The 18,055-nt window shown below is 68.3% G+C and carries 24 protein-coding genes and 1 pseudogene; 11 read left to right on the top strand and 14 right to left on the bottom strand.

Translation table 11 applies throughout. The annotated features are described in order from the left end of the window. Genes AJAP_RS23420 through AJAP_RS23395 form a run of 6 tightly spaced genes read right to left on the bottom strand, consistent with a single transcriptional unit; the run spans nucleotide 1 to nucleotide 4,612 of the window. On the bottom strand, nucleotides 1-1,791 hold the full coding sequence (locus AJAP_RS23420) for a thiamine pyrophosphate-requiring protein (protein ID WP_038515263.1): 1,791 nt from the start codon (nucleotides 1,789-1,791) through the stop codon (nucleotides 1-3). 29 nt (nucleotides 1,792-1,820) lie between these two features. Then, complete coding sequence (locus tag AJAP_RS23415) at nucleotides 1,821-2,324, bottom strand: hypothetical protein (RefSeq protein WP_038515262.1); 504 nt, start codon at nucleotides 2,322-2,324, stop codon at nucleotides 1,821-1,823. Nucleotides 2,325-2,335: 11 nt separating this feature from the next. Beyond that, on the bottom strand, nucleotides 2,336-3,631 hold the full coding sequence (locus AJAP_RS23410) for an NAD(P)/FAD-dependent oxidoreductase (RefSeq protein WP_038515261.1): 1,296 nt from the start codon (nucleotides 3,629-3,631) through the stop codon (nucleotides 2,336-2,338). Between the two features lie 2 nt (nucleotides 3,632-3,633). Then, nucleotides 3,634-3,900, bottom strand: coding sequence for a DUF4235 domain-containing protein (locus AJAP_RS23405; RefSeq protein ID WP_007030245.1), 267 nt, complete (start codon nucleotides 3,898-3,900; stop codon nucleotides 3,634-3,636). Beyond that, complete coding sequence (locus tag AJAP_RS23400; RefSeq protein ID WP_038515260.1) at nucleotides 3,897-4,202, bottom strand: DUF3618 domain-containing protein; 306 nt, start codon at nucleotides 4,200-4,202, stop codon at nucleotides 3,897-3,899. Before AJAP_RS23400 ends, AJAP_RS23405 begins: the two co-directional genes overlap by 4 nt. Further along, complete coding sequence (locus AJAP_RS23395) at nucleotides 4,199-4,612, bottom strand: phage holin family protein (protein WP_038515259.1); 414 nt, start codon at nucleotides 4,610-4,612, stop codon at nucleotides 4,199-4,201. The genes AJAP_RS23400 and AJAP_RS23395 overlap by 4 nt, the downstream gene beginning before the upstream one ends. 136 nt (nucleotides 4,613-4,748) lie before the next feature. Here AJAP_RS23395 and AJAP_RS23390 point away from each other — a divergent pair, with 136 nt between their 5' ends. The 3 genes from AJAP_RS23390 (at nucleotide 4,749) to AJAP_RS23380 (ending at nucleotide 6,130) form a co-directional block, all read left to right on the top strand. Further along, nucleotides 4,749-5,210 (top strand): SRPBCC family protein, encoded by a 462-nt coding sequence (locus AJAP_RS23390; RefSeq protein ID WP_038515258.1) that lies wholly within the window; start codon nucleotides 4,749-4,751, stop codon nucleotides 5,208-5,210. Nucleotides 5,211-5,307: 97 nt separating this feature from the next. Next, nucleotides 5,308-5,772 carry a hypothetical protein gene (locus AJAP_RS23385; protein WP_037344284.1) on the top strand — a complete coding sequence of 155 codons (465 nt, stop codon included), beginning with the start codon at nucleotides 5,308-5,310 and terminating at the stop codon, nucleotides 5,770-5,772. Between the two features lie 28 nt (nucleotides 5,773-5,800). Then, nucleotides 5,801-6,130: a DUF3140 domain-containing protein gene (locus AJAP_RS23380; RefSeq protein WP_038523725.1), complete on the top strand. Its 330-nt coding sequence runs from the start codon at nucleotides 5,801-5,803 to the stop codon at nucleotides 6,128-6,130. Between the two features lie 534 nt (nucleotides 6,131-6,664). On the opposite strand, the gene AJAP_RS23375 is transcribed toward AJAP_RS23380, so the two are convergent. From AJAP_RS23375 to AJAP_RS23365, 3 genes are all read right to left on the bottom strand, one after another. After that, nucleotides 6,665-7,453 (bottom strand): SigB/SigF/SigG family RNA polymerase sigma factor, encoded by a 789-nt coding sequence (locus AJAP_RS23375; protein WP_038515256.1) that lies wholly within the window; start codon nucleotides 7,451-7,453, stop codon nucleotides 6,665-6,667. After that, the gene (locus tag AJAP_RS23370) at nucleotides 7,450-7,902 is read right to left on the bottom strand and encodes an ATP-binding protein (RefSeq protein WP_038515254.1); all 453 of its coding nucleotides are present in this window, start codon (nucleotides 7,900-7,902) and stop codon (nucleotides 7,450-7,452) included. Before AJAP_RS23370 ends, AJAP_RS23375 begins: the two co-directional genes overlap by 4 nt. Before the next feature lie 64 nt (nucleotides 7,903-7,966). Then, nucleotides 7,967-8,299 carry a hypothetical protein gene (locus tag AJAP_RS23365; RefSeq protein WP_038515252.1) on the bottom strand — a complete coding sequence of 111 codons (333 nt, stop codon included), beginning with the start codon at nucleotides 8,297-8,299 and terminating at the stop codon, nucleotides 7,967-7,969. A 111-nt stretch (nucleotides 8,300-8,410) separates the two neighbouring features. Between AJAP_RS23365 and AJAP_RS23360 the strand changes: the two are divergent. Both AJAP_RS23360 and AJAP_RS23355 read left to right on the top strand, forming a co-directional pair. Next, nucleotides 8,411-9,372 (top strand): annotated as a pseudogene (locus tag AJAP_RS23360) (TIGR03557 family F420-dependent LLM class oxidoreductase). Nucleotides 9,373-9,490: 118 nt separating this feature from the next. After that, nucleotides 9,491-9,682: a hypothetical protein gene (locus tag AJAP_RS23355; protein ID WP_038523722.1), complete on the top strand. Its 192-nt coding sequence runs from the start codon at nucleotides 9,491-9,493 to the stop codon at nucleotides 9,680-9,682. A gap of 1 nt (nucleotide 9,683) precedes the next feature. Here the strand turns inward: AJAP_RS23355 and AJAP_RS23350 are convergent, their stop codons facing one another. Continuing rightward, nucleotides 9,684-10,304, bottom strand: coding sequence for a UdgX family uracil-DNA binding protein (locus AJAP_RS23350; RefSeq protein WP_038515250.1), 621 nt, complete (start codon nucleotides 10,302-10,304; stop codon nucleotides 9,684-9,686). A 71-nt stretch (nucleotides 10,305-10,375) separates the two neighbouring features. Here AJAP_RS23350 and AJAP_RS23345 point away from each other — a divergent pair, with 71 nt between their 5' ends. Beyond that, the gene (locus AJAP_RS23345; RefSeq protein ID WP_038515248.1) at nucleotides 10,376-11,689 is read left to right on the top strand and encodes a cytochrome P450; all 1,314 of its coding nucleotides are present in this window, start codon (nucleotides 10,376-10,378) and stop codon (nucleotides 11,687-11,689) included. On the opposite strand, the gene AJAP_RS23340 is transcribed toward AJAP_RS23345, so the two are convergent. The 3 genes from AJAP_RS23340 to AJAP_RS23330 form a co-directional block, all read right to left on the bottom strand. Beyond that, nucleotides 11,686-11,898: a helix-turn-helix domain-containing protein gene (locus AJAP_RS23340; RefSeq protein WP_016333493.1), complete on the bottom strand. Its 213-nt coding sequence runs from the start codon at nucleotides 11,896-11,898 to the stop codon at nucleotides 11,686-11,688. The genes AJAP_RS23345 and AJAP_RS23340 overlap by 4 nt on opposite strands. Beyond that, nucleotides 11,898-12,377, bottom strand: a complete 480-nt coding sequence (locus AJAP_RS23335; RefSeq protein WP_038515246.1) for a DUF2975 domain-containing protein — start codon at nucleotides 12,375-12,377, stop codon at nucleotides 11,898-11,900. Before AJAP_RS23335 ends, AJAP_RS23340 begins: the two co-directional genes overlap by 1 nt. 316 nt (nucleotides 12,378-12,693) lie before the next feature. Next, entirely contained in the window at nucleotides 12,694-13,284 is a 591-nt protein-coding gene (locus AJAP_RS23330) for a GNAT family N-acetyltransferase (RefSeq protein ID WP_038515244.1), read from the bottom strand. 159 nt (nucleotides 13,285-13,443) lie between these two features. On the opposite strand from AJAP_RS23330, the gene AJAP_RS23325 reads away from it, so the two are divergent. Continuing rightward, nucleotides 13,444-13,851, top strand: a complete 408-nt coding sequence (locus tag AJAP_RS23325) for a VOC family protein (protein WP_038515242.1) — start codon at nucleotides 13,444-13,446, stop codon at nucleotides 13,849-13,851. A gap of 145 nt (nucleotides 13,852-13,996) precedes the next feature. Then, entirely contained in the window at nucleotides 13,997-14,344 is a 348-nt protein-coding gene (locus AJAP_RS23320) for a hypothetical protein (protein ID WP_228694567.1), read from the top strand. On the opposite strand, the gene AJAP_RS23315 is transcribed toward AJAP_RS23320, so the two are convergent. Then, nucleotides 14,341-14,889 (bottom strand): dihydrofolate reductase family protein, encoded by a 549-nt coding sequence (locus tag AJAP_RS23315; RefSeq protein WP_038523720.1) that lies wholly within the window; start codon nucleotides 14,887-14,889, stop codon nucleotides 14,341-14,343. The two genes, AJAP_RS23320 and AJAP_RS23315, sit on opposite strands and share 4 nt — an antisense overlap. Nucleotides 14,890-15,036: 147 nt before the next feature. On the opposite strand from AJAP_RS23315, the gene AJAP_RS23310 reads away from it, so the two are divergent. From AJAP_RS23310 to AJAP_RS23300, 3 genes are read left to right on the top strand one after another with little or no spacing between them, the layout of a single operon-like run. After that, nucleotides 15,037-16,293 (top strand): ATP-grasp domain-containing protein, encoded by a 1,257-nt coding sequence (locus AJAP_RS23310; protein WP_038515237.1) that lies wholly within the window; start codon nucleotides 15,037-15,039, stop codon nucleotides 16,291-16,293. A gap of 59 nt (nucleotides 16,294-16,352) precedes the next feature. Continuing rightward, nucleotides 16,353-17,666: a lysine N(6)-hydroxylase/L-ornithine N(5)-oxygenase family protein gene (locus AJAP_RS23305; protein WP_038515235.1), complete on the top strand. Its 1,314-nt coding sequence runs from the start codon at nucleotides 16,353-16,355 to the stop codon at nucleotides 17,664-17,666. 21 nt (nucleotides 17,667-17,687) lie between these two features. After that, nucleotides 17,688-18,053 (top strand): cupin domain-containing protein, encoded by a 366-nt coding sequence (locus tag AJAP_RS23300; protein ID WP_037344297.1) that lies wholly within the window; start codon nucleotides 17,688-17,690, stop codon nucleotides 18,051-18,053. Nucleotides 18,054-18,055 lie beyond the last annotated feature (2 nt).

The following is an 18,055-nucleotide window of genomic DNA, read 5'->3' as shown; positions in this document are numbered from 1 at the left end:
TCAGCGGCGCGAGGGCAACAGCTCCTGCATCTTCGTCTTGATGCCCTGAGTCAGCAGGTGCCAGGCATCGGGTTCGCCCTTGAGGACGGCTTCGGTCATCGACTTCACCTGCTCGAAGGTGGCGTGCGGCGGAATCGGCGGCACCTCGGGATCGCAGCGGACGTCGAGCACGGTCGGCACGTCGGTCGACAGCGCGACGTCCCACGCCTCGCCGAGCCGGGCGGGATCGTCGACGGCGATCCCGCCCAGGCCGATCTCCAGCGCGAAGTCCGAATAGGACACTTCCGGCAAGGTCTGCGACGGCTCGAACTTCGGCGCGCCGCCCATGGCGCGCAGTTCCCAGGTGACCTGGTTCAGATCACCGTTGTGGAACACGCAGATGACGCACCGCGGATCCGTCCACAGTTCGCGGTACCGGGCGATGGTCAGCAGTTCCGCCATCCCGTTCATCTGCATCGCGCCGTCGCCGACCAGCGCGATCACCGGCCGGTCGGGATGGGCGAACTTCGCGCCGATCGCGTAGGGGACACCGGAACCCATCGTCGCGAGGGTGCCGGACAGCGTGCCCCGCATGCGGCCGCGCATCCGGAGGTTCCTGGCGTACCAGTTGGTGGCCGAACCGGAGTCCGCGGTGACGATGGCGTCCTCGGGAATCCGCTCGGACAGTTCGTGCACGATCCGCATCGGGTTGACCGGTTCCGCCTCCAGCATCGCCTGCCGGGTCAGCGTCTCCTGCCATTCGCCGACGTTCTTCTCGATCCGCTCGCGCCAGCCGCGCTCGGATTTCCCTTGCAGCAACGGGATCAGTTGCTGCAAGGTGCCCTTCGCGTCGCCGAGGAGATTGACCTCGGTCGGATAGCGCAGCCCGAGGAAGCGGGGATCGATGTCGATCTGGACCGCCCGCGCCTGGCCGAATTCCGGCAGGAACTGCGCGTACGGCATGTTCGAGCCGACGATCAGGAGCGTGTCGCAGTCCCGCATCATCTCGTACGTCGGCCGCGTGCCGAGCAGTCCGATGGAGCCGGTGACGTACGGCAGGTCGTCGGGCAGGACATCCTTGCCCAGCAACGCTTTCGCCACTCCGGCGCCGGTCAGCTCGGCCACCTCGCGTACCTCGGTGACGGCGTTGCGCGCGCCCTGCCCGACCAGGATCGCGACCTTCTCGCCCGCGTTCAGCACCTCGGCCGCGCGGGCGACCTCGTCCGACGGCGGGATGACGCTGGCCCGCGGGTGATCGGGCGGGGAGGACGGCACGTGCTTGAACTCGTGCTGCGGCGGCTGATAGGTCTCCTCCTGCAGATCCGCCGGGATGATCAGCGCCGTGGGCGCGCGCTGGGCAATGGCCGTGCGGAGGGCGCGGTCGAGGGCGTTCGGCAGTTGTTCGGGGACGTTCACCTCGACGAGGTATTCGCTCGCGACGTCCTTGAACAGCGCCTGCAGGTCCACCTCCTGCTGGTAGCTGCCGCCCATCGCGCTGCGCGCGGTCTGCCCGACGATCGCCACCACCGGCACGTGGTCGAGTTTGGCGTCGTAGAGGCCGTTGAGCAGGTGGATCGCCCCCGGGCCGGACGTCGCCATGCAGACACCGGGCCGCCCGCTCAGCTTCGCGTATCCGACGGCCGCGAACGCCGCCATCTCCTCGTGGCGCGTCTGCACGAAACGGGGCTTGTTCTCCGCCGCGCCGAACGCGGTCACCAGCCCGTTGATGCCGTCGCCGGGATAGGCGAAGACCTGCTCCACGTCCCATTCGCGCAGCCTGGTCAGAACATGGTCCGCAACGGTTTCGCTCATGGGCGCCGGATACCGCCCCGTCCCGGCGGCTAAACGTCCTCGAGGATCTTGGTGACCCCCGCGACGACGTCGGGATGCCCGAGCGGCAGCGGCGGCGGGATCCGGTTGTACGGCTCGCCGGTGCTGTGGGGCAGCACGTCCACCGCGGTCCCGCCGGAGCGCACCCGTTCGGCCAGTTCGGAGGATTCGTCCGGTACCGGGTCGACCAGCAGGACGTGGGACGCCGCGCCGGGATGGCGTTCGGCCAGCCGCAGCGCCTCCGCGGCCGAGTCGCCGGCGGCCACCATGTCGATCGGCGGGCCGCCGGGTTCCGCGTCGCCGAGGACGTCTTCGGCCTGGCTGAGCGCGCCATCGACGGGCAGCCTGCACCAGATGACCTGACGCCGGGCCGCGAGCGGCCGCCACGTGGCCGGGAGTTCACCGTGCTTCCCCTCGCCCGCGGGGTCGAGGACCAGCAGTTTGGCCGCTTCGTCACCGCCCTCGGTGACCACTGAGGGCCCTTCGGCGCGGACGGGATCGGATTCGGCGGTCATGGGCGTCTCCTCTAGCAGTTCGTGCGGGGGAGTTCGGGGGAATCCGTGTCCAGCGGCACCGAACCCGATCGGACGAGTCCTAATTGGACGGTCTGCCGTTTCGTCACCGCGTCCAAGGCCCAGTCGGTGGCGGTCCGCAGCCGGTTGCCCGGCATGGCCAGCAAGTGGTAGCCGCGGGTGACCGCCTTCGCGGCGAGCCCGGAAAGCGGGACGTGCAAGGGATTCGCGGCCGCCTGGTGGGCGCCGAGGTCGACGACGAAGCCGAGGTCGTGGTGCCGGTACGTGCCGTGCGACCCGTGTCCGAGTGACGCCGCCACGTTCTTGCCGGCGAGCTTGCCCTGGCGTTCGGCGTGCTGGGCCGTCATCGGCGTGTACTCGCCGGGCCTGGTCAGATCCGGCACGGCCGCCGCGTCTCCGCACGCGTAGACGTCGCGCCGCCCGGGGACGTTCAGCTGCGCCGTCACGACCAGCCTGCCCTTGGCGGTCTTCAGCCCCAGGTCCTCGATGAGCGGATCCGGCCGGACGCCGACGCACCACACCAGGGTGTGGGTCGGCACGGATTCACCGGTGGTCAGGGTGACCCCCTCCTGACCGGCGTCCTCGATCGACGTCTTCATCAGCACCTCGACACCGCGTGCGCGCAACACCTCGTCCGCGGTGGTGCCGAGCCGCCGGTCGAGTTCCGGCAGGACCCGGTCGGCCAGATCCAGCAGCAGCCACCGGATCTTCTGATCCTTCAGTTCGGGGTGCCGGGCGGCGAGCGCGGCGGTGAACGCCGGCCCCTGCGCGGCGACCTCCGTGCCGGTGTACCCGGCGCCGACCACGACGAACGTGCAGCGCGCGTCGCGCTCGGCCGGGTCCTTCGCGGAGGCGGCGAGCTCGATCTGTCGCGTGACGTGGTCCCGCAGGTACAGGGCTTCGGGCAGGCCACGGAAACCGTGGGCGTATTCCGGCACGCCGGGGATCGGTAGCAGTTTGTTGACACTGCCCGCGGCGAGCACCAGGCGGTCGTAGCCGAGGTGGTGCTCGCGGTCTTCCGGGTCGGTGTAGGCCACGCTGCGGCCGTCGAAGTCGACGGAGGTCGTCGTGCCGAGCACGAGGCGCACCCCGCGCAGCGTGCCCGGAATGGACACCGAGATCCGCCGCGGTTCCAAGATCCCGGCGGCGACTTCGGGGAGCAAGGGAAGATAGAGGAAATAGTCGGTCGGGTTCAGCACCACGATCTCGGTGTCGTCGCCGACCGATTTGAGCAGGGTCTTCGCCGCGTTGTACCCGGCGAAGCCGCCTCCGATGATCACGACGCGCATCGTCAGTCCTCCGTGGGCCAGTCGCCGGTCGCCTTGCGGTAGCCGACCGCGCCCGCCCGTTCGGTGGCGGCCTTCACCGCACCGAAGATCGCGCCCTGCGCGGCGGCCGCGACGATCACCTGGGTCCAGGTGAAATCGCGGTCGGTGGCGTTCGGCGCGTCTTCTTCACCGCTCACGCGTTTCCAGATCTGTTTGAACGCGATCCCGGCGAGGACACCGCCCGCGGCGCTCACGACCATGTTCAGCGGTTTGTAGAGAACCTTGTTCACGACGAAGACCTCTTTCGCAGGATCAGCCGGATCGTGACGAGCAGCGCGAGCACGCCGGCGAAGATCGGCAGGGGATTGGCACGGACGATTTCGGTGCCCTGGCGGAACTTGTCGGCCGCGGGCTCGGAAACCTTGTCGGAAATCTTCGCGCTGGCTTGATCGACCTTCGCGTCGAGGTTGTCGTTCACCCTCGCCTTGACGTCCATCTTCTTGCCCAGCGCGTCGAGGGTCTCGGTGAGTTCTTCGCGCGTCACGTCACGATCGGCGCGGGCTTCTTCGGCGTTCTTGGGGAAATCGCTCATGAGCGCACTCCTTGCTTGACGGTGTCGACATCGTCGCGGACACCCTCGATGGCTTCTTCCGGCACCGGCGGGGTCGCGCTCGTGACCTCCTTCTTGCCGACGAGCGCGGAAAGACCGCCGATCAGCAGGAGCGCCGCGCCCGTCACCACGGCCGCCAGCCACGCGGGCATGACCAAGGCGAGGGCCAGCACCACCGCGGTGATCAGCGTCGCCAGGCCGAAGAGCGCGAAAATGCCCGCCGCGCCGAACAATCCGGCGCCGACCCCCATTTTCTTGCCCTTGCCCTGCAACTCGAACACGGCGAGCCGCATCTCGTCGCGGACCAGGTGTTTGACCTCGTCACCGAGATCGGAAACCAGTTCGCCGACCGACCTTTCCTCGGGCGGCTTCCGGTGGGTCTCTTCGATCATGGGGCACCTCCTCGGAGCGTTCTGCCCGCCGGGTACCCGGCCGTCCGGCGGGTCAATCACAGCGTGTTTCGCTCCACTGAGCGCCGGGTAGCCGGGGAGTGCCGGCTCGAAAAGCACCCAACCGACAGGAGGATGCATGAGCACGATCACCGAAATGGTGGACGTCGAAGTCCCGGTGAAGACCGCGTACAACCAGTGGACTCAGTTCGAGAGCTTCCCGCAGTTCATGGAAGGTGTCGAAGAGATCCGTCAGATCGACGCGACCCACACCCACTGGGTGACCAAATTCGGTGGGGTGAGCCGGGAATTCGACGCGACGATCACCGAACAACATCCCGACGAACGTGTCGCGTGGACCTCGGACTCCGGTCCCGACCACGCGGGCGTCATCACCTTCCATCGCCTGGACGACAACAAGACCCGTGTCACGGCGCAGATGGAGATCGACCCGGAAGGCTTCGCCGAGAACGTCGCCGACAAACTCGGCGTACTCGACCGCCGCATCAAGGGCGACATGAAGCGGTTCAAGGACTTCATCGAAAGCCGCGGCCGCGAGTCGGGCGCGTGGCGCGGTGACGTGGACCGCCCCGGCAGCTGACCATCACCCGGGACCTCCCCCTGGAAGACGGCGTTTTCCAGGGGGAGGTCCCGGGTATCTCATGGGGTGAGGTCCATTACGAAGGGAGCGTTCCGGCATGACTACCAACGCATACGTGGCCTTCCTCGTCATCGGGGTGGCGCTGGTCATGCTCGACGGTCTGATCATCTACCAGAGCGGTAAGCGCTACCTGCGGGGTTCCCACGGGGATCCGGCCGCGGGCGCGTCCATGACCTGGCTCGTGACGGTGTTGTTCCACCTCGCGACGTTGGGTGTCTTGGCGCTGCTGTCGACCATCGACATCGGGGGCAGCGACCTGCCCGGTGTGGTGGGCAGGCTCGGTGTCCTGCTGCTGGTACTGGCCATCGCCCACGCGATCACGCTCAGCGTGCTTTCGCGGATCCGTGGTGAGCAGGAGGCCGAAGCGGTCATCAACCGTCCCCGGCAGCGCGTCGAGCCCGAACAGCAGGGCACGACCGTGACGCCGGTACCCGGGCAGGACGGCCGTTACCCGGCGGCGAGCCCGTCGATCGAACACCAGGCGCCGTACACGACGCCGTAGAAGTCGAGTGCTGGCAGGAGGTTTCGCCGTGCACGAGATCGATGACGAACTGTGGGAAGAATTCCATCGCGTGGTCAATATGACCTCGCGGGAACTGGCCGACTGGCTGCGTACGCGGTCGGCCGACGACGAAGATGAAGTACTGCCGGACCAGGCGGGGACGCCGACCGGGCGGCATGTGCTGGGCATCCTCGGCAAGCGCCGGACCGACCTCACCGCCGAGGACGAGCGGGTGATGCGCTCGGTCGTCCGCCGGGTGACGGACGAACGGCGCGACGACCTGGAACCGGTCGCGGGCCAGGCGCACTGGCGGCACAAGCTGATGTCGGTGGGGCACGATCCGCTGAAACCCGCGTAGGTCTTTGTCTCGTGAAGGCCCCCTTCACTGCGCTGGACGCAGTGAAGGGGGCCTTCAAAGTCGCATAAGCGCTGGCCGGTACCACTCTCGGCGTACGGCGGATGACAGGAGGTTCACCCGGCTTCCGTCCACAAAGGACGCCACCAGGCGGATAAATGTTCGTTTGATTCTTATTTGCACGGTTTCTGAGTGGGTCGTGAGTGGCGATTGTCGTTAGAACGACCAAAAACACTCACGACCCCCCGGAAAACGCCCAAACCGGGCATGGCCACCTTGGCGGGTGTCCCCTGTGGACGGTCGAGCGATGTGTGGGGGATCAGGGTGACGAGCTTCCCTTGGTCGCCGCTTGACCAGCGCTTATGCGACTTTGCCGGGGCCCTGGCGCTGAACGCAGTGAAGGGGGCCTTCACGTTGTGCTTGGAGCCGGAACACGCGTGATCAGAGCCGGAACACGCGTGATCGGGGGCGGATCAGAGAGTTACGCCCCCGATCACGCGTGTTCGGTCTCCAATCACGCGTGATCGCCGTTCGGTGCTACTCCGAGAGCTTCCCGCGCAGCTGTTCCAGCGTCTGCGACAGGAGCCGCGAAACGTGCATCTGCGAGATGCCGATGCGTTCCGCGATCTGCGTCTGGGTGTAGCCGCCGAAGAACCGCATGACGAGGATCGCGCGTTCGCGCTTCGGGAGTTCCCGCAGCAGCGGTTGCAGCGCCTCGTGGGTCTCCACCAACGCCATCTCGTGATCCTCCTCGCCGATCGTGTCGGCGAGAGAGAGGGCCTCGGTGGCGTTGTCGTGGACCGGTTTGTCGACCGACAACGTCTGGTACGCCTGGCCGGCCAGCAGCCCTTCGCGGACGTCGTTGACCTCGAGCCCCAGGTATTCGGCGAGTTCGGTCGGCGTCGGCGCGCGGCCGAGCCGCTGCGACAGCGCCGCCGTGCCCTGGCTGAGCGAGACGTGGAGTTCCTTGAGCCGCCGCGGTACCCGGACCGACCAGCCGGTGTCCCGGAAGTGACGCCGGACCTCACCCATCACCGTGGGCACGGCGAACGAGAGGAAGTCGTGCCCACGGCCGGGATCGAACCGGTCGACCGCGTTGATCAGGCCTATCCGCGCCACCTGCACCAGGTCCTCGCGGGGTTCGCCCCGGCCGGAGAACCTGGTGGCGATGTGCTCGGCGAGCGGCAGGAGCTCGGTGACGAGCCGGGCACGCAGCTCTTGGCGGCGCGGAGAGTCCTCTGGCAGCGACGACAACTCCTCGAAGAGGGGTTCGCAGTGGGCGTAGTCGTCAGCCTGCCGGGTGAGTGTCTTGCGCTCGCCACTCACCCGTCGCTCGTTCCCGGGGCCAGGACGAGCTCGATCGTCGTCGTGCCCCCCGGTTCGCCGGGGATCGGTTCGCAGCGTGCGGTCACCGACCCGGTCAAGGTCGTCAAGACGTGCCAGCCGAAGGTCGTCTCGCTCGGCAGATAGGGCCTGCTCGTCCGCGTCGAGATCGAGACGGCGATTCCTTCCGGTATCTCGTGGAAGACACAGCAAAGAACGGCTCCCAGTTCCGCGGGCTGGACAAGTTGGGAACAGGCTTCGTCGACGGCCATCTTCGCGTCTGAAATGGCGTCCAAGCCGAAGTCCGCGCGGGCCACCACACCGTGGGTGAGCGTGCGGACGAGAGGGATCTGCTCCGCCTCGGCGGGCAGACGAAGTTCGACCCGGTCGGACAGACCGTCCGACTGGGACCTGGTCTGCGGGGTCAGGCCGCCCCGCCCGTATGCGTCCATTACGAAATCCATCCGTCCTTGGCCGTGGGATGACCGCGACGGGGATCCGCCGCGTGACGCGTGCTCAACGGCCCAGAGCTCGTTGAAGCTCCTTTTTGGACATCTTCGACCTGCCCTCGACGTTGCGCTGCTTCGCCTCGTTGTAGAGCTGGTCCTTCGTCGGCCCGTTCGGGACCAGCCGGTTCCCGGACCGCTTGCCACCACGCCGCTGCGGTGACATGTCCTCCAGGGACGTCCGGCTGGCCTCGCGTGCCTCGCCCGCCTGCGCGCGGTTCTTGTTGACCGTCCGCGCGGCGATCTCCTCGGCCCGGTCGGTGCTCGCGCCCCGGTCCTTCGCCGAATCCTTGATGTGCTCGTACTGACGTTCTCGTTTGTCGCTCCAAGCCTGCTGCGGCATCGCGGCTCCTCTCCTTCTTCGGATCAGGTACCCCGTTCGATTCGCCGGATAAACGTCCGGTTGATCCCGGGAACGGACGGGTACGCGGAGGTCGACGCGAAGGAGGCTTCGATGCGCATCGGCTACACACTCATGACCGAACAGGCCGGACCGAAGGACCTGGTGGGATACGCCGCCGGAGGCGAGAAGGCGGGGTTCGACTTCGAGGTGATGAGCGACCACTATTCGCCGTGGCTCGACGAGCAGGGCATTCGCCGTACGCGTGGAGCGTGCTGGGAGCGGTCACTCAGAGCACCGAACGGGTCGAACTGATGACCTTCGTGACGTGCCCGACCATGCGCTATCACCCGGCGGTGGTGGCGCAGAAGGCGGCGACCGTCCAGGCGTTGTCGGACGGCCGGTTCACCCTCGGGCTCGGCGCGGGGGAGAACCTCAACGAGCACGTCGTCGGCCGCGGCTGGCCGCCGGCGAACGTCCGCCACGAGATGCTGGCCGAAGCGGTCCAGATCATCGGCGGGCTCTTCGACGGCGGCTACTTCAACTACAAGGGTGACCACTTCCGGGTGGACTCGGCGAAACTCTGGGACCTGCCGGAGCAGCGCGTGCCGCTCGCGGTCGCGGTGTCCGGGTCGCAGTCGGTGACCCGGTTCGCGCCGATCGCCGACGCGATGATCGCGGTGGAGCCGGACGAATCCCTGAGCCGGGAGTGGGACGCCACCAAACTCGGCCCGCCCACCAGGAAGATCGCGCAGCTTCCGGTGTCCTGGGGCGAGGATCGCGACGCCGCGATCCGGCGGGCGCACGAGCAGTTCCGCTGGTTCGGCGGTGGGTGGAAGGTCAACGCCGAACTGCCGGGGCCCGCCGGTTTCGCCGGTGCCACCCAGTTCGTCACGCCGGACGACGTCGCCGCGGCGATCCCGTGCGGGCCCGACGTGGACGGGATCGTGAAGCGGGCGGGTGAATTCGAGGCGGCCGGGTTCACCGATCTGGCGTTGATCCAGATCGGCGGCGACCAGCAGGAAGGCTTCCTGCGCTTCGCCGAAGACACCCTGCTCCCGGCGCTGCGGAGCTGATTCACACGGACGGAGCAGTCGCTCTGTGTCTCTGCGCACCCGAACGGGGACACCTGTGTTCAAACCCGCGAACGCGGGTACCAAGCAGTCACGTCATCCTTCAGCCAAGGGGGAACCGATGCACAACGATCTCGGACTTCATCCGGTGCCGGACCTGCTGCCGGAAGGCCAGGACACACCGGAGCAGGAGGCCATCCGCCGGAGGGCGGCCCTCGCCGTGGCTTCGCGGGCCAAGAGCCCCGAAGACTGTGCGACCCTGCTGGACATGCTGGGCCTGCACGACAGTGGCAGCAGCTCCGAAGTGGCTTGATTCAGCGGCCGCCGCGCGCCGCCACGAGATCCGCGACGAAGGCCTGGTAGGCCTCGTCGCGATCCGGCGCGCGCAGGACCGCGGACGGATGCACCGTGGCGACCGCGGTGGTGGCGAACTCGGCGAGATCGATCCGCTCGCCGCGGCTGCGCGTGATGCGGAAGTCGTCGCCCAGCAGCGCCTTCGCCGCCGTCGCGCCGAGGAAGATCAGCAGCTCCGGTCGGACCGCCGCCAGTTCGGCGTGCAGCCACGGACGGCAGGCGACGATCTCGGTCTTCGACGGAGTCTTGTGAATCCGCCGCTTGCCGCGTTCGTCGCGGTTGAACTTGAAATGCTTGACCGCGTTGGTGACGTAGATCTTCCGGCGGTCGAAGCCCGCTTCGTCGAGCGCCCGGTCGAGCAGCCGCCCCGCGGGCCCCACGAACGGGGCGCCCTGCCGATCCTCCTGGTCACCCGGTTGTTCGCCGACCACCATGATCTCCGCCGCGCGGGGGCCCTCGCCGAAGACGGTCTGGGTGGCGTCGCGGTAGAGGTCGCAGCCGCGGCAGCCGGACGCCGCCGAACGCAGCTCGCCCAGGTCGGCGGTCTCGGGCGGATCCGCCCCGGGTGCCTTGGTCGCCATGGAGGCCGGATGCCCCGCCCGGCCGTGGGACAAACCGATTACGCGCGCGCAGGGCCGGGTAGCCCTTCGCCATGGCGACTACGACCGAACCGGCCATCGCTTCCGTCCAGGACACCGTGCGTGTCGCGCTGCGGGTCGTGCTGCCCACGCTCGCCGGCGGGGTGATCAAACGGCGGCCGCTGGGGCTCGCCGCGGCGCAGAAACTTCAACTGGACCGTCCTGCGGTGCGGCTCTTGTGCCGGCTCCGGTCCCAGTACGGTCCGGGGCCGCTGCGGCTGCGGGTGCCCGGCCGGACGATCGATCTGGCGCTGTCGGGGGACGACGTCGGTGACGTGCTCGCCGCCGCGCCGGTCCCGTTCAGCCCGTCGACCAAGGAGAAGCGGGCGGCGCTCGGACATTTCCAGCCCCACGGCGTCCTAGTCTCGGGCGCGGTGGAGCGGGCTCCGCGCCGCGAGTTCAACGAGGAAGTCCTCGAACCGGGCAAGCCGTTGCACGACTTGGCGGGCCCTTTCGCCGCGGCGATCGGCGAGGAGGCGGCGTCGCTCTGGGACGGCGGCACGCTGGACTGGGACACTTTCACCGTGGCCTGGTGGCGGATCGTCCGCCGGGTCACGCTCGGCGAGTCCGCGGCGGGCGACGACGGTCTCACCGACATGCTCGCCCGGCTGCGGAAGGACGGGAACTGGGCGTACGCGCACCTGCGGCGCGACCGGCTCCACGATCAGTTCCGCACGCGGCTCATCGGCCATCTGGAACGGGCGGAGCCGGGGAGCCTCGCCGAGGCCATCGCGGCGGCGGGCCCGGCGGGCGAGCGGACGATGGAGGTCGTCGCGGACCAGGTCGCCCACTGGCTCTTCGCCTTCGACGCCGCCGGGATCGTCACCTTCCGCGCGCTCGCGCTGCTGGCCACCCACCCGGCCGCCCGGGAACGCGCCGACGAGGAGGTCGCGGACGCCGACCTGACCGTGCCCGGCCAGTTCCCGTACCTGCGCGCCTGCGCCCTCGAATCGGTCCGGCTGTGGCCGACCACTCCCGCGCTGCTGCGCGAGAGCACGGCCGATACCGCGTGGGGACCCGCCGGGACCACGGTGCTGATCTTCACCCCGTTCTTCCACCGCGATCCCGAATCGCTGCCCTACGCCGACCGGTTCGAACCCGGGATCTGGCTGGACGGCAGCGCGGCGGCGAATCCCGCGCTGGTCCCGTTCAGTGCCGGTCCTGCCATCTGCCCCGGCCGGGATCTCGTGCTGTTCTGCGCGAGCACGATGCTGGCGTGGCTGATCAAGGACCGCCGCTTCGAACTGGCTTCCGGTGCCGTCCTCGGGCCGGAGCGGCCGTTGCCGGCGACGCTGGACAACTTCCATCTGAAGTTCTCGACGGCTTAAGGCTCGTCCGGGACCCACTCGAGCAGGTCTCCCGGCTGGCATTCGAGCACCCGGCACATCGCTTCGAGCGTGCTGAACCGGACGGCCTTGGCGCGGCCGTTCTTCAGCACCGCGACGTTCGCCGGGGTGAGCCCGACGAGTTCGGCGAACTCGCCGACGCTCAGCTTGCGCTTGGCCAGTTCGACGTCGATGCGGACGACGATCGGCATCAGATCACCTGTTCGAGGTCGGAGCGCAGGGTGGTGGCCTGCCGCAGCAGCGTACGCATCACGATCATGAGCAGGCCCAGCACGGCGACGCCGATCAACGCCAGGAACAACAGCAGCGGCAGGCCGGGGTCGTCGGCGTTGAAGCCGACGTAGAGGAACACGCCCGCCAGCACGACCCAGCCCGCGAGGATCGCCCAGACGATGGCGTCCACCCAGCTCAAGGACGCTTCGGTGAATATGCGGTCCTTCTTGACCAGGGAGAGCAGTTGCCAGGTGGCGACGACCACGACCTGGACGCACAGCACCCAGAAGACGGAGACCGCCGTCGCGGGCCAGCGCAGGTACGCCATTTCCGGATCCTGCCGTGCCATATGCGCGAACTGGCCGGGCAGGGACATGGTCTGGAGGAGGACCAGGATCCCGAAGAGCAGCACGAGGAACACCCGGAGGGGCGCGACCGCCCGTTGACCTGTGATCATGTATCGAGTTTCGCGCGTTATCTATCGAAAGTCAATCGTTAGCTATCGAGGAGCGGTCGGGGCGGGGTTCCCAATGTCGCATTTGAGACGCTGAGCGTCCCTGATGCGACATTGGGGACACCTGAACCGGGTTGCTGCGGCGGGATGGGCCTTCGAACCGAGGCTGCCGCCGCAGGCGTCCAGTGCGGCAGGCGGTGGCGATCGGCTTACGGTGAGGGGCGGACTCCCGGCGCGTTCTCGCAGGTGGCGGTGTCGCGAAAGCCACTTTCGGGACATCAGACGTCGCGAAAGTGGCTTTCGCGACACCGCTGGCCGGTCACGAGCCGTCGCGCAGGTCCAGCCGCATGAGCCAGCGCGGCTTCCGGTCCGACCGCGCCTTGGTCTCTTCGACGAGCTCGAACCCCGCGGCCGCGAACAGTCCGATGGTCCCCACGTGCGCCGCGGAGGAGTTGATCCGCCCTTCGCCGGGATCGACGGGATAGCCCTCGATGACCGGGGCGCTGTGCGAACGCGCGTAGGAGACGGCACCGTCCAGCAGCGCGTGCGCCACGCCCTTCCGGCGATGGCCGGAGCGGACGACGAAACAGACGACCGTCCACGTCGGGACGTCGTCGATCGGCGGCATCGTGCGGGAACGCGTCATCCGGTGCAGATGCGCGCGCGGGCCGACGCCGCACCAGCCGACCGGGGTGGCGCCGTCGTAGGCGAGCACGCCCGGCGCCGGGTCCGCCGCGCACAGGGCGCGGACGTGTTCGGCGCGTTCGTCACCGCGCAACCGGCTGTAGTCCGCGGGTTTCGCGCGGTAGGCGAGACACCAGCAGGCGCGGTCGTTCCCGTTCGGATTGAGGATGGTCGCGACGTCGCCGAACCGGTCGGCCGTCGCGGGGTGGATCCTGAACGCGGGCATGTGCCGACATTAAAGCGGCATTCGGGAAATCGCTCACGAATTCGGTGAACGGCGTTGAATTTTCGTTGCGCGAAGGATTCACCCGGCCGTAGTCCAGCCGTTGTCGCGTCGGGAGGCGTCTGCCAGGATGCTCGTGACCCGACCAGAAGGAGCGTTCCAGTGGCTTCTCGTCTCAATCCCTACATCAGCTTCGCCGGCGACGCCCGGCAGGCCATGGAGTTCTACAAGTCGGTGTTCGGCGGCGAACTGACGCTGAATACGTTCGGTGAGTCCGGTATGGCGGGAACGCCGGCGGAGGATCAGATCATGCACAGCCAGCTCGATTCCCCGAGCGGCTACACGATCATGGCGTCGGACACGCCGCCGGGAATGGAGCACAAACCGGGCACCAACCTGTCGGTCAGCCTCAGCGGCGACGACGGTGAGGAATTGCGCGGATACTGGGAGAAACTCTCCGCCGAAGGTACCGTTTCGGTTCCTTTCGAAAAGCAGATGTGGGGCGACGAATTCGGTGCCTGCACCGACAAGTTCGGCATCTCGTGGATGGTGAACGTCATTCAATCCTAGGGTCTTCCGGCCCTGTCCGGTCCGTGCCGAAGCTCCCGACTTCCGGGGACTTGCGGCTCCGATCGCGCGAAACCCGTTATGTCACCGGTGAAACCGCCGTTCTCCCTCGCGTGAGGATTCGGCGGTTCCATCGGGAGGCAAGAGGATGAACAGGATGGTCGCGGCACTGCTGGTATCGGCGGGTGCCGTCGCGGCATTGGGCGGGTGCGGGACGACGACGGCCGGGACACCGGTCACCGTGGTGCGGGAGATCGTTCCGCCGCCCGCCACGACCACCGCCGTCGTCGCGCCGCCCGCCACCTCGGTGGTCGTGGTCGAGCCGCCGGTGACGGTCACCCGGGCGCCTTCGCTCACGTCGTGCCAGCGCCTGTTCGCCGAAGGGTTCTCCTACACGTACGCGTACAACGCCTGGGTGAACGCGGGGCGCCCGCTGAGCTGGGACGCCGACCGTGACGGGTACCCGTGCGAGCAGTCGTACGGGAACCGGAACTAAGCCGGCCGGAACCGCACGTCGATCGCCCCACTGGGATCTCCCGTACCGAGCCCGTGCAGCCGGATCGGCGCGCCGCCGGGGTTGTCGTACAGGCGGACGCCGTCGCCGAGCAGCACCGGTGCGATGTGCAGGTCGATCTCGTCGATCAATCCCAAGGCGAGCATCTGGCGGCCGATGTCCGGCGAGAACACTTCGAGATTCTTCCCGTTCGCCGCTTCCAGGCCGATCCGGACGGCTTCGTCCACACCGCAGTTCAGGAACGTGACCCCGGGGGTGGGGGTGGCGTCCTCGGGGTGGTGGGTGAGGACGAACAGCGGGCCCTTCCAGGCGCCGCCGTAGATCCCGCCGGGATCGGGGTAGGCGTCCCAGCCGTCGCGGCCGCCGAGGACGGCGCCGGTGGTCGCGGCGTATTCACCGACCAGTCCCGGCCGGAAGGTGGTGCCGGTCATCCAGTCCATGCCGTGGCCTGGGCCCGCGACGAAGCCGTCGAGCGACATCGTGAAGTGCCAGAGCACCTTCCCGTCCGCGGTCCTGGGTTCGAGCATCACGGCCTCCTGACGGTTCATTCCTCGTATCATCCGCGCCTTCACCACGCATCTCGTTGATTGTTCTTCCCGAATCAAGGGTTCCGGTCAACCCGCCCCCGGGATGTAGTAGCCCGCGACGAAGTGACGGGCTGGTGGGGAGAGGGAATGAGCTCAGCGGAGGGTGTTGTCCTGGTGATCGGCTGCGGGATGCGGCCGTACCGGGAGTACCTGTTGGCGTCGGCCGGGCACCGGCATCCCTTGTGGTTGTTCAACGGGACCGAACCGACCTGGCAGGAGCGCTACATCACCGGCGCGACCGTGCTGGACACGCAGGACCAGGACGCCGTGCTGGCCGCGGCCCGCGCGCTCCACGCCACCACGCCGGTGCTCGGCGTGGTGTGCTGGGACGAGGCGCTGATCGTGGCGGCGGCGCATGTCGCGGACGAACTCGGCGTCCCGGGCGCGGGGGTCTCCGCGATCGAAGGCTGCCGTGACAAGTGGTTCAGCCGGCGGACGCTCACCGCGGCCGGTGTCGCGCAGCCCGATTTCGGGTTCGTGCACGACGACGAGCAGGCGGTCCGCGTGGCGGAGCGGATCGGGTATCCGGTCGTCGTCAAACCGCGCGGCGGCGGGGCCAGCATCGGCGTCAGTCTCGCGGAAGACGCCGAGGCGGTGCGGAAGGCGTTCCGGACCGCGGAGGACGCCAGCTTCAACGGCTCTCCCGCCTACAAGGGCGGGGCGCTGGTCGAGGAGTACCTGAGCGGCCCGGAGATCAGTGTGGACGGCGCCGTCGTCGACGGCGAGTACACGCCGATGTTCGTCGCGCGCAAGACGGTCGGGATGCATCCGTACTTCGAGGAGCTCGGCCATCTGGTCAGTTCCGCGGACGAACTGCTCGCCGACCCGGCCCTGCGCTCGACGCTGGCCCGCGCGCACGGCGCGATCGACTTCCGGTACGGCATCACCCACACCGAGCTCAAGCTCACCGAACGCGGGCCGGTGATCGTGGAGATCAACGGCAGGCTCGGCGGCGACCTGATCCCGTTGCTCGCCAAGTTCGCGACCGGGATCGACCCCGGCGCGGCCGCGGTCGACGTCGCCCTCGGCATGCGCCCCCACATCCCGCACGAGGCCGAGCCCCGGTGGGTCGGCGTCCGGTTCGGCTACCCGAAACAGGACTGTGTCGTCGAGTCGGTGTCCGTGCCGGATTCCTTGCGGAACAACGGGATCCTCGCCTCGGACAGCCTCGTCGAGCCGGGTTCGCGCCTGCGGCTGCCGCCGGCGGAGTTCATCTCGCGCCACGCGTACGTGATCTGCGCCGGCGTCGATCCCGACGACTGCGAAGCGGTGCTGGACAAGGCCATGGCCCAGGTCCGGCTGACCGCGCACCCCCTGCTGCCCTCGGTGGCCGCCGGTGGCTGACCGCGCACCGGAACCACAGAACACCTTCCCAGCACTCACAAAGATGGCGGAGCGAACAAATGGCGAACCGTGATGTCGAGCTGCTCGCAGTCGGAGCAGGACCGTCGAACCTGGCCTTGGCCGTGGCGCTGGAAGAGCTCGCGCCCGGACTGGCCCGCGAATCGGTCCTGCTCGAACGCGACGAAGAGGTCTCCTGGCAGCGGGGGATGCTCCTGCCCGAGGCCCTCTCGCAGGTCTCGTTCCTCAAGGATCTGGTGACCCTGCGCAATCCGCGCAGCCGCTTCTCGTTCCTCAACTACCTGCACGCCACCGATCGGCTCAACGAGTTCGTGAACATGGGCAGCTTCGTCCCGTACCGGGTGGAGCTCGCCGACTATCTCAAGTGGACGGCCGACTCGCTTTCCCTGGTGGACCTGCAGCGCGGCCGCGAGTGCCTCGAAATCACTCCCGTGTGGACGGACGGCACGCTCACCGGCTGGGACACCCACGTCGCCGACGGCGAGACCATCCGCAGCCGATACCTGGTGGTCGGCGCCGGCCGCGACGCGCGGATCCCCGACCGGCTCCGGACGGTGAACCAGGACCGCGTCATCCACAGCACGCAGTACCTGCCGAGGATCGCCAAGCTGCGCAAGGACCTCCCGTACCGCGTCGCGGTGATCGGCGCCGGGCAGAGCGCGGCGGAACTGTTCAGCGCGGTGCAGAAGGACCTGCCCGAATGCAAGCCGACCATGGTGATGCGGTCGATCGGCCTGAACTACTACGAGAGCAGCAAGTTCAACAACGAGCTGTTCTTCCCGTCCCATGTGGACAAGTTCTTCGAGGCGCGGCCCGAAGCGCGCGAGCAGATGCTCAAGGAGATGCACCACACGAACTACTCCGGGCTCGCCCCGGGCACGATGGACGCGCTCTACCGCTCGATCTACCTGGACCGCCTCTCCGGCCGTTCGCGGCTGACGATGATCACGATGAGCGACATCACCGACGCCCGCGACGAGGGTGACGAGATCGTGCTGGAACTGACGGACCGGCGTACCGGCGAGGTCCAGGAACTGCGTACCGATCTCGTGCTGCTCGGCACCGGCTTCTCCCCGGAGATGCCGAGGATGGTCCAGGAGATCGCGAAGTCGATCGGGCTGTCGGAGATCAAGGTGACCCGCGACTACCGGCTGGAGATCGAGCAGCCCGCCACCGCGGCCGTCTACCTCCAGGGCGTCAACGAGGCGACGCACGGGATCGCGGACTCGCTGCTGAGCGTCCTCGCCCCGCGCGCCAACGACATCCTGCAGGACATCCTCGCCCATCGCGGCGAGAACCCCTCGGTGCCGCCGCAGCCGACGTCGGAAACCGCCCCCATCGTCGCCACCCGCTGACCCACGAAGGAAGAGGAAGTCATGGAGATCCGTCCGCTCGAGCGGGAAAAGATGGTCTTCGAAAACGGTGCCTACGGCCAGCGGCTGCTGCCGTGGGCGGCGCTGAACGCCCCGTTCGAAGGCGCCTGGGTCACGGTGCCCGCGCACGGCGCGACGGGTGCGCATTCCCACCACGAGTACGAGATCTTCATCGCCGTCAGTGGCGAGGCGGTCGTCGAGTCCGGCGGAGAGCGCCGCGCCTTCCGGCCCGGCGACATCGAGTTCCACAAGCCCGGCACCGAGCACCGCATCCTCAACGACGGTGCCGAGGACTTCGAGATGTACGCGATCTGGTGGGACTCCGACATGACGGTGAAGTTCGCCGCCCGGCACGAGGCGGAGGCGTGAGT

The sequence above is a fragment of the Amycolatopsis japonica genome, from assembly GCF_000732925.1.
GTDB classification, from domain to species: Bacteria; Actinomycetota; Actinomycetes; order Mycobacteriales; family Pseudonocardiaceae; genus Amycolatopsis; species Amycolatopsis japonica.
This window is presented reverse-complemented; position numbering and strand designations above follow the sequence as displayed.